Genomic DNA, 517 nt, shown 5'->3' with positions numbered 1-517 from the left:
ATCATCGGTCTCAACGATGAACTCGTCTTCCCAGGGGTTCACCTCCGACTGGCGTTTCTGAAGGGGAATTTCTGACTCCAGCGCAGAGTGATTACTAACTTCCTTGGCGAGGCGCTCGTAAATTTGCCTATGAGTCTCGATCGCAGCGAGGATCGGATCGGTCTCCGTGGCGGCTTCGGATGGGATCTGTGTGCCGCTGAGGGCCGCGCTGCTAACTACCATGTTCATGACTGTCCTCCTGCTGATCTGTGCCCCGCGCTCAGGAATGTTTGAGCGGGCATATGGTTCTGGCCACGCCGATCCGGGCTGACATGCGCTGTGCCCGCTTTCCAGCCTCGAGGAAGGTGTTGAAAATAGTCCGGCGCCCCTGGCGCCAATAGCTACCGCGCTGCTCATGTTCTCTCTCTTGATTGGCGTGAAGGATCTTGAGACGACGGCGAAGCGTAATGTCCGCCCGTTGGTCGACCGCTGTCGGGATTGGAAAGAAAGCCGGTTGCTTCACCTCCTTTCGGCTTGC

General features: G+C 57.8%; 1 protein-coding gene and 1 pseudogene. Both read right to left on the bottom strand.

Annotated elements, in window-relative coordinates:
* Positions 1 to 228, bottom strand: a pseudogene (locus AC630_RS42665) (hypothetical protein); the annotation flags it as partial.
* A 31-nt stretch (positions 229 to 259) separates the two neighbouring features.
* On the bottom strand, positions 260 to 517 hold a 258-nt coding region (locus tag AC630_RS46605), incomplete at its 5' end, for a hypothetical protein (protein WP_208867135.1).

It is taken from the genome of Bradyrhizobium sp. AS23.2 (genome assembly GCF_001908185.1).
Taxonomy (GTDB): Bacteria; Pseudomonadota; Alphaproteobacteria; order Rhizobiales; family Xanthobacteraceae; genus Bradyrhizobium.
This window is presented reverse-complemented; position numbering and strand designations above follow the sequence as displayed.